This window comes from Gemmatimonadota bacterium (genome assembly GCA_026706345.1).
Lineage (GTDB): Bacteria > JAAXHH01 > JAAXHH01 > JAAXHH01 > JAAXHH01 > JAAXHH01.
In genome coordinates this window covers 1-9,045 of the sequence record JAPOYX010000123.1, presented here as the reverse complement: position 1 = coordinate 9,045, position 9,045 = coordinate 1, and the positions used below count along the sequence as shown (strand labels likewise).

Here is a 9,045-nt window from a genome sequence, read left to right as displayed (position 1 = left end):
CGGATCGAAGCGACAGGCAGGCGTGGTACGATACCCTTTTCCACCTTTGGCTGGTACCAGGACTACCCGGATCCAAGCAATTTCCTCGATGTGTTACTGAACGGCAACCGGATTACCGAGGTGAACAGTACGAACGTGGCGTTTTACGACAATGAACGGGTCAACGCGTTGCTCGACGAAGCCGCGACCAGCACAGACCGGGATCACCGCCTGGCACTCTACCGCGAAGCAGAGCGGTTGGTCGTGGAGGACGCGCCCTGGGTATTCCTGTATTACCCGCAGATGTACCTGCTCCGGCAACCATGGCTTAAGGGGCTGAAACTCAATCCCGTCTGGCCCATCCGGTACGAGCTGATGTGGATCGAACCATGAAAACTGTCTCGAAACAAAACGGGATGGCCTTATGTTGAACAGGGTCCTGCGCCGCCTGGGCTGGGCGGCCGTCATATTGTGGGGCACCACGGTCGTCACCTTCCTGATCGTCCACGCGGTACCGGCCGACCCGGTCCGGGTATATGCGGGGGCGAACGCGGACGCCGAGACGATCGAGCGGATCCGCCAGGAAATGGGATTCGACGATCCTCTGGCCGTGCAGTACGGGCGCTACATCGGGAATCTGCTGCGGGGCGACCTGGGCACGTCCCTGGTGACAGGCGAACGGGTGCTGGACGCCTTGCTGGCGAGGTTTCCAGTCACGCTCTCCCTGGCGCTGACGGCGGTATGCCTGTGGATGCTGATGAGCGTCCCGCTCGGCGTCCTCACGGCGAAATACCGCGGCCGGGCCATAGACCGGGCAGTGCTGATCGTATCCCTGGTCGCCATATCCCTGCCCGTCTTCTGGCTGGCCCGCATGCTGCAGTATTACCTGGCCTACCGTACCGGGATGTTTCCGGTGGGCGGCTGGGCGGGCTGGACTCACATCATCCTGCCTGCGGCGACCCTCGCCCTGGTTATCACGGGTTACTACGCGCGGCTCGTCCATACGAACATGGTGGAGGTACTGAACGCCGATTACATGCGCGTGGCCCGTGCCAAGGGCGTTCCGGAGTACATCGTGCTGTTCAAGCACGGACTGCGGAACGCCGTCATTCCCGTCATAACCGTCCTCGGCCTCGATATGGCTGCCCTCATGGGCGGCGTGGTGTTCACCGAAAACGTATTCGCCCTGCCCGGCCTGGGCGTCCTGGCCCTGCAGTCCGTCTTCAGTCTCGACGTGCCCATGATCATGGGCGTCGTGCTCTTTTCAGCCGTGATGGTGGTCTGCGCCAATATCGTGGTGGATTTCGTGTATATGTGGATCGATCCCAGGGTCGAGGGGATGTAGTGCCCGGGAGTGCGTGCACGGATGCGCTCAGACTGGTCGGGACGACGCTACCGCCGAGGGGATGCAGTGCCCCTGGAGCGAGCGCGTGCGTTACCTCGTGGGTCTTCACCGCCCACCACCCGGACCGCTCTCAGGAAAGCAGCGCGGACGTCAGCAGGTCCACCACCATATCTTCTTCTTCGTAGCCGTAGGCCAGCCACAACTGGTTGTCGTCGTGCTCCAGGATCATGGTGGGAAACTTGTCTGCGTGGAGGGACCGGCGGAGCTCGAAGTCCTCGTTGAGCAGTTCGTCGGTGCGGGGCGAGACGAGGTCTTCAGAAAAGCGCGCCGTATTCAGTCCCGTTTCTCCCGCCAGTTGAACGAGCGTTTCCGTGTCCGACGGATTACGGGCTTCGAGATAATAGGCCCGCTGGATGGCGTGAAACATCGCTCTTGTCCCGTCCGGCCGCTGCACCCCGGCGGCGATGACCGCCCGGCAGGCCGGGTAGGTCGATCTCCTGGGCTCGCAATCTCTCCAGAAATCCCAATTGAATTCCGCCCCCGTCCGCTCAGCCACCAGCCGCCACTGGGATTGCACGTACGACCGGGTTTCCTCGGGCATGGGATCATCCGAATCCCGGGCCAGGCCGCCCATGACGTAGCGAATGGGTATTTCATGCGGGAGCACACCGGAAACCGCCTCCAGCACCGGACTGAAACCCCAGCACCATGAGCACATGGGATCGGCGATGTAGTAGAGTACGTCGCGTTGCAAGATCCACCGTCGCTTCCGTCGGTTGTGAATACCTAAAAAGACCTGTGCGAGTGCCATCGCGGAACGTATTATAGTGAAGCCAGGATCACCTTATCAAGAGAAGATATCACGAGGAGATACGCATATGTTCAACGGACTGGGCATGGATATGGGAAACCTGCCGCGTCTGTCGCGAGCCAAGACGCGGTCCATCTCGCCGGAAAACACGGACGGCGGAAAGGGCCGGGGGGGCATGGCCACGGAAGGCACCGGTGCCCATAACGCGCGGCACCTTGGGCAGGGTTGGAAGATCTCCCCTTCATTCGACATCGAAGCGGGGGAAACGCTGACGATGGCCGATATCGAAGGTTCCGGGGCCATTCAGCATATCTGGCTGACGCCCACCGGCCACTGGCGCTTCGCCATCCTGCGCATTTACTGGGACGACGAGGAGCATCCCTCCGTGGAGTGCCCCATGGGCGATTTCTTCGCCTGCGGGTGGAGTGAATACGCCCACGTGTCCTCGCTGGCCGTGTGCGTGAATCCGGCCAGCGCGTTCAACTGCTACTGGGAGATGCCCTTTCGCAAGCGTTGCCGCATCACGCTGGAGAACATCGCCGACGAGAAGATGCGCGTGTACTACCAGATCGACTACACGCTGACCGAGGTCCCCGAGGACATCGGCTACTTCCACGCGAGCTTCCGGCGCACGAACCCCGTTCCGTACAAAGAGGTGTTCACCATACTGGACGGCGTACAGGGGCACGGCCATTACGTCGGCACCTACATGGCATGGGGATCCAACAGCAACGGATGGTGGGGCGAGGGCGAGATTAAATTCTACATCGACGGGGACGACGAGTTTCCGACGATCTGCGGGACGGGCGTCGAGGACTACTTCTGCGGTTCGTACAACTTCGACATCGACGGCCGGTACGTGGAATACACCACCCCGTACGCGGGCATGCCCCAGGTCATCCGCCCCGACGGCATGTACAAGTCCCAGCAGCGGTTCGGCATGTACCGGTGGCACGTGTCGGACCCGGTGCGCTTCGAGGAGGACCTGAAGGTAACCATCCAGGCGTTGGGCTGGCGGCAATTGCTCGGCTTTACCCAGGGCGGCCCGTACCAGGCGCTCCAGGACGATGTCGCTTCGGTGGCCTTCTGGTACCAGACCCTGCCGAGCGCACCTTTCCCCGCGCTGCCGGACCGGGATCAGCTGGAAGTCATCTGACCGGGAGAGGAGTTACCAGCGGCAGTACGGCATGAATACCGGGCCGCGGGAGCATAATGGAACCGGAACAGCTTCAGTCGGTCCGCAGCCGGATCACCCACACCCTCTTCGTCACCCAGGCCCTTTTCGGCGCCACCCAGGTCGCGGCCTTCACCGTCGTGCCCATCCTCGCGGCGCAGCTGGCCGACAGCGAGCGCATGACGGGCGTGCCCATGACCATCGCCTTTCTCGCGCGCTCGATCAGCGCCTTCCCCTTCGGCTGGATCATGGACCGCCTGGGCCGCCGGGCCGGGCTAACGGCCGGATACCTGTCGTCCCTGATCGCCGCCGCGGCCAGTTTCCTGAGCGTGGCCGTCCATTCCTTCGCGGGATTCTGCATCGCGTCTTTTTTCGCCGGCATGGCGCGCAGCTCCAGCGAGCAGGCGCGGTTCATCGGCGCGGAAATCTATCCCGAAGCCGAACGTGCCCGCATCATCGGCCGAATCGTGTCCGCCGGCACCATCAGCGCCATCGGCGGCGCCATGATGGTTGCGCCCGCGGGGATCTGGATCGCGCAATACGGTTATCCTCCCATGTCGGGCCCCTTCGTCGTCGGCGTGGGCCTGAGCCTGGCAGCGGTCCTGCTAACCCTCTTCCTGGTTCGCCCCGACCCGCTCGACCTCGCCCGGCGCATCAAACCCGCCGCCGAATCCGAAATCGACGCGTCCACCACGCGCCCCGTGCGGGAGATCCTCCGCAACGTGCACGTCCGGTACGGGATCGCGGCCATGGTAATCGGCCAGTTCGTCATGACGCTGCTCATGGTGATCACGCCCCTGCACATGAGCCACCACGATCATGGCACGTGGCTGATCTCGTGGGTCATCATGGCGCACGCCATCGGCATGTTCGGCGTTTCCGGCATCACCGGGCGACTGATCATGCGGTGGGGTCAGCACGCCATCGTGAAGTGGGGCGTACTCATCCTGGTCGTCTCCTGCGTGATCACACCGGTCTCGCCCCGGTTCATACCCCTGACGATCGCCCTCTTCCTCCTCGGCCTGGGGTGGAACTTCTGTTTTATCGCCGGCTCTTCCCTGCTTTCAAACGCGCTTGCGCCGCTGGAACGGGGACGCGTACAGGGCGTAAACGAGATGTTCATCGCGCTGTCGGCGAGTTCGGCCAGCCTGGTGACCGGATTCCTCTTCGAATCTGGCGGCATGCTGCTGCTGGCGGTGATCGGAACAGTATGCTCCGTCGGTCTGGGATTCTGCAGCCTGGTTTACTCACGGAGAGCGGAGCGGGAATCGCACGTGGAAGCGGCGGGGTGAGTGCGGCTAGCTGAGCTTGGCGGAAGCGGCCGAAGCGGCTTTCGCGGCTGGCTGAACTCGGCGGAGTGAACGGACGGGCCTGGGCTTGCTACGCGGTCTCTGGCCGGACCGGAGCGGGGATCTCGTCCACCGCGGCACACCCCAGGTTGACCATGTTGACTTCGAGGTCGGCCTTGAGGATCTCGAAGGCGTGATCGCCGCCCGTCTTGCCGAAGGCGCCTACGCCGTACATGAAGGCCCTTCCGAGCAGCACGAAATCGGCGCCCAGCGAGAGGGCCCGGATGATGTCCAGTCCGGTGCGCACCCCGCTGTCGAACAGGATGCGGGCCCTTCCGTTGACCTGGTGGACGATGGGCGGCAGCGCGTCTATGGCGGCTAGCGTGCCGTCGAACTGCCGCGCACCGTGGTTCGATACCTGTATGCCCTCCACACCGGTCGCTATTGCCCGCTCCGCGTCATCGGGGTGCATAATACCCTTCACGATTACCGGTCCGTCCCAGAGATCGCGAACCTCGCTGATATAGTCCCAGTCGAGGGTGCCGCCCAGTTCCTGGCCGACGTAATTCGCCACCTCGCCCATCTGCTTCGAATCGGCGTACTTTTCGATCGCCCTGAGCCTGGGCAGGCCTGCGAGCAGGGTCTGTATCGTCCAGGTGGGATGAATCAGCGCTTCGTACACGAACTCGGCCGTGATCCGCGGCGGTGTTTCCAGACCCGCGCGGCTGGTCCGTTCCCTCCGGCTGCCCATGGGCACGTCCGCCGTCACCGCGAGTGTATGGAATCCCGCGTCCATCGCGCGCTTCAGAAGATCGTCGCGAACTTCCCGCCGCCGGGGCGGATAGAGCTGGAACCAGCCCATATCACCGACGACGGGGCCGATCTCTTCCGGCGATCGGGTAGCTACTGTGCTGAGGCAGTAGGGGAAGCGGTATTTCGCGGCCGACGCGGCCAGGATGAACTCGGCCCGGGGCCACATGAGCCCGGTGAGTCCCACCGGCGCCATGCCGAAGGGCACGCTGTAGGTCCGGTCGAACAGCGTCGTAGTCAGATCGGGTTTCAGTTCGCCCTTCATGAAAACCGGCGCGAGCGTGACCTCCGCCATGCGTTCCACGTTCCTCGCCACGGCCCGTTCGTCGCCCGTGCCGCAGTCGAGGTATTCCCAGGCGATGTGTGGCAGTCTCTTGCGCGTCAGCCTTCGCAGGTCGCTCACCGCGGGGTACCGTTGCAGCCGCCGTTTGAATCGCTTTTCAGTCATGTATTTCGTTCCGGCCCGGAAAGAAATGATAGGTTGATTTAGGCCATGGTACTTCGTAACTTGCTACGGTTATCGCGCCTGCATTCCGGCGTCGGTCGTACCCCAAGATAAATGTACGCAACAAAAAGGCAAGGCGATCAGAATGGAACACAATCCACTGTTGAACTGGGACGATCTCCCCCTCTTCGACCAGATCGAGACCCAACATATCGAACCGGGTATCCGCACCCTGCTCGAGGGCTGCGAAGAGGCCGTGTCCCGGCTTGAGGCGACCACGCCGCGCACCTGGCGCGAGTTGATGGATCCGCTTGAGAAAATCGAGGATGACCTGGGCCGTATCTGGGGCATCGTGTCCCACCTGCACGGGGTGAAGAACTCGCCCGAATTGCGGGAAGTGTACGATCCCCTGCTCGCGGAAGTGGTCAAGTTCAGCAATCGGCTCGGCCAGAGCAAACCTCTGTACCAGGCCTGTTGCGCCTTGCGGGACAGCGACGAGGCGCGGCGTTTCGATCCCGCCCAGCACAGGATTCTGGAGTCGGCCATACGCGAGGCTGAGCTGAACGGCGTGGGGCTGGACGACGCGGACAGGGAACGCTATAACGAGATCAGCCAGCGGCTGGCGGAATTGAGCACGAAGTTCTCCAACAACGTCCTCGACGCCACAAAGGCATTCAAGATAAAGCTCACAGAGGCCGGACAAACCGAAGGCCTTCCCGAAACCCTGCTCGAACTGGCCGCGGATACGGCCCGGCAGGAGGGACACGAGCAGGCCACGGCAGCGGACGGGCCATGGATCCTCACGCTGGACTATCCGAGTTTCATGCCCTTCATGCAGCACAGCAAGCGCCGGGACCTGAGGGAAAGCCTGTACCGCGCCTTCATTTCCAAGGCGTCGGACGGCCAGTGGGACAACAGAGATGTCGCCAGGGAGATCATCGCTCTGAGAATCGAAAAGTGCGGACTGCTCGGGTTCGATACCTTCGCGGAGTTGAGTCTCAGCCGGAAGATGGCGCCGGGTGCGAGATCGGTACGGCGTCTGCTCGACGAATTGCGCGCGGCGGGCCGCGGCGCCGCCGAGCGGGACATGGAAGCGTTGAAGGCGCTGGCCGGAGTGGACGGTGACGACGAGGATGACGAACTCAAGCACTGGGACGTCCCCTACTGGTCGGAACGGCTTCGCGAGGCGCGTTACGACCTGAAGGACGAAGAATTGAGACCCTATTTCCCGCTGCCTCGCGTGCTGAACGGATTGTTCGAACTGACCGAACGGCTTTTCGGCGTGCGCTTGGAAGAGGCGACCGGCGAGGCGCCCGTCTGGCACGAGGACGTCCAGTTCTTCCGGGTGTTCGGCGACCGGGGCGAGTCCATAGCAGCCTTCTACCTGGATCCGTACAGCCGTCCCACAGAGAAGCAGGGCGGTGCGTGGATGGATACGCTTGTGGGCAGAAGCGCGGTCATGGCTTCGACCGGACAGGCCGCCCGGCTGCCCGTGGCCTACATGATCTGCAACCAGGGCAAGCCCGTCGGCGGCAAACCCTCTCTCATGACCTTCCGCGAAGTGGAAACCCTGTTCCACGAGTTCGGCCACGCGCTCCAGCATATGCTGACCACCATCGACTACGGCATGGCGTCCGGGATATCCAACGTGGAATGGGACGCGGTGGAGATCGCCAGCCAGTTTATGGAAAACTGGTGTTACGACCGGGGGACGCTGAAAGGTCTGGCGCGTCACTACGAGACGGACGAACCGCTTCCCGATGAAATCATCGACCGCCTGCTCGGCGCCAGGACCTTCCGGGAGGGCAGCAACACGCTCAGGCAGGTCAACTTCGGCCTGCTCGACATGGAACTGCACGAGCATTTCGATCCCGATGGAACGGATACGATCCTGGACGTGCAGCGCCGGATCGACGCGGAGACGCTAATCCTGCCCTCGCTTGAAGAAGACCGGTTCTTCTGTTCGTTCTCCCACATTTTCGCCGGTGGATACGCCGCGGGGTACTACAGCTACAAGTGGTCGGAAGTGCTCAGCGCGGACGCCTTCTCCGCCTTCGAGGAGGCAGGGCTGGAGAACGAAGGAGAGACGCGGCGCCTGGGCAGGCGGTTCCGCGATACCGTTCTTGCCCTCGGCGGCAGCCGGCATCCCATGGACGTCTTCAGGGACTTCCGTGGAAGGGAACCGACCACGGAGGCCTTGCTTCGGCAAGGCGGCCTGCTGGAAGCGGGTGTGGATGATGGTTCCGAAGCAGGTACGGCGATATCCTGATCGCTCCAGTCGGAATTCAAACATGAAGCACACCGTTCGCATCGGGATGATCGGTGCCGGGCACATTGCGTATTCCCATGCGGAGGCGTGGCGGCAAGAAGCCACCCTGACCGCGGTTGCCAGCCGCCGAATCGAACGCGCACGTGCCCTGGCGGAACGGTATGACGTCCCCCACGTGTGCCGGGACGCAAACGAGCTGTTGAACCGCGGTGACATCGACGCCGTCGGCATCGCCACGCCCCATCACCTGCACCATCCAATCGCCATGGCAGCCCTGAAGGCCGGGAAATCGGTGTTTTGCGAGAAGCCCCTGGCGCTGAACGGGACCCAGGCAAGGGAGATGTGCGCCGCCGCGGAGACGGGCTGCGTGAAAACAGGCGTTCAATCGGGCATTCGTCTCTTCCCGGCCCTTCGGCTTCTTTCTCACCTGTTGCGCGAGGGAAAGGCCGGAAAGATCCATACTTTCGACGCCCATTGGTCCTTCGACTGGGCCCGGGATCCCCGCTTTCCCCTGACCTGGAGGTTCAAGCGCGCGGAAGCGGGAACCGGGGCCCTGGGCGACCTCGGTGTTTACATGATCGATGCGGCAAGGTGGCTGGTGGGTGAGATCGCGCAGGTGAACGCGGAACTGGCCGTGTATGTAACGCAGCGACCCCTGCTCACCGCAGAAGACCATTTCGGCGAACTGCGCAGGATGCATAGCGATGGTGTGCTGGAGATTCCCGACCGGACCGGCGTCGTGGAAAACGATGACGTCTGCCAGTTGCTGCTGCGGTTCGAAAACGGCGCCCGCGGGTCGATCCGGGCCAGCAGGCTCCACCAGGAACATTCCATTCGGGTAGACTGCGAGCGGACTTCCTACCTCTGAGACGCCATTATTCTGAAAAACAACGGATTGCACATTCTGGTTCGGATCGATGCGG

At 62.8% G+C, this 9,045-nt stretch carries 8 protein-coding genes; 6 read left to right on the top strand and 2 right to left on the bottom strand.

Annotated elements, in window-relative coordinates:
* Together OXG98_08100 and OXG98_08095 are read left to right on the top strand one after the other, a co-directional pair.
* A partial coding sequence (locus tag OXG98_08100; GenBank protein ID MCY3771966.1) for a hypothetical protein occupies positions 1–372 on the top strand: 372 nt, incomplete at its 5' end.
* A gap of 31 nt (positions 373–403) precedes the next feature.
* Positions 404–1,324, top strand: a complete 921-nt coding sequence (locus OXG98_08095) for an ABC transporter permease (GenBank protein MCY3771965.1) — start codon at positions 404–406, stop codon at positions 1,322–1,324.
* A 130-nt stretch (positions 1,325–1,454) separates the two neighbouring features.
* Here OXG98_08095 and OXG98_08090 read toward each other — a convergent pair whose 3' ends face one another.
* Positions 1,455–2,078, bottom strand: a complete 624-nt coding sequence (locus OXG98_08090) for a DsbA family protein (protein ID MCY3771964.1) — start codon at positions 2,076–2,078, stop codon at positions 1,455–1,457.
* Positions 2,079–2,202: 124 nt separating this feature from the next.
* Between OXG98_08090 and OXG98_08085 the strand changes: the two genes are divergently transcribed.
* Positions 2,203–3,291: a DUF2961 domain-containing protein gene (locus OXG98_08085; protein MCY3771963.1), complete on the top strand. Its 1,089-nt coding sequence runs from the start codon at positions 2,203–2,205 to the stop codon at positions 3,289–3,291.
* A 56-nt stretch (positions 3,292–3,347) separates the two neighbouring features.
* Positions 3,348–4,601 (top strand): MFS transporter, encoded by a 1,254-nt coding sequence (locus OXG98_08080; GenBank protein ID MCY3771962.1) that lies wholly within the window; start codon positions 3,348–3,350, stop codon positions 4,599–4,601.
* An 88-nt stretch (positions 4,602–4,689) separates the two neighbouring features.
* Here the strand turns inward: OXG98_08080 and OXG98_08075 are convergent, their stop codons facing one another.
* Positions 4,690–5,856 (bottom strand): alpha-hydroxy acid oxidase, encoded by a 1,167-nt coding sequence (locus OXG98_08075; protein MCY3771961.1) that lies wholly within the window; start codon positions 5,854–5,856, stop codon positions 4,690–4,692.
* A gap of 142 nt (positions 5,857–5,998) precedes the next feature.
* Here OXG98_08075 and OXG98_08070 point away from each other — a divergent pair, with 142 nt between their 5' ends.
* Positions 5,999–8,122 carry a M3 family metallopeptidase gene (locus tag OXG98_08070; GenBank protein MCY3771960.1) on the top strand — a complete coding sequence of 708 codons (2,124 nt, stop codon included), beginning with the start codon at positions 5,999–6,001 and terminating at the stop codon, positions 8,120–8,122.
* A 22-nt stretch (positions 8,123–8,144) separates the two neighbouring features.
* Positions 8,145–8,990 (top strand): Gfo/Idh/MocA family oxidoreductase, encoded by an 846-nt coding sequence (locus OXG98_08065; protein ID MCY3771959.1) that lies wholly within the window; start codon positions 8,145–8,147, stop codon positions 8,988–8,990.
* The last annotated feature ends 55 nt before the right edge of the window (positions 8,991–9,045 follow it).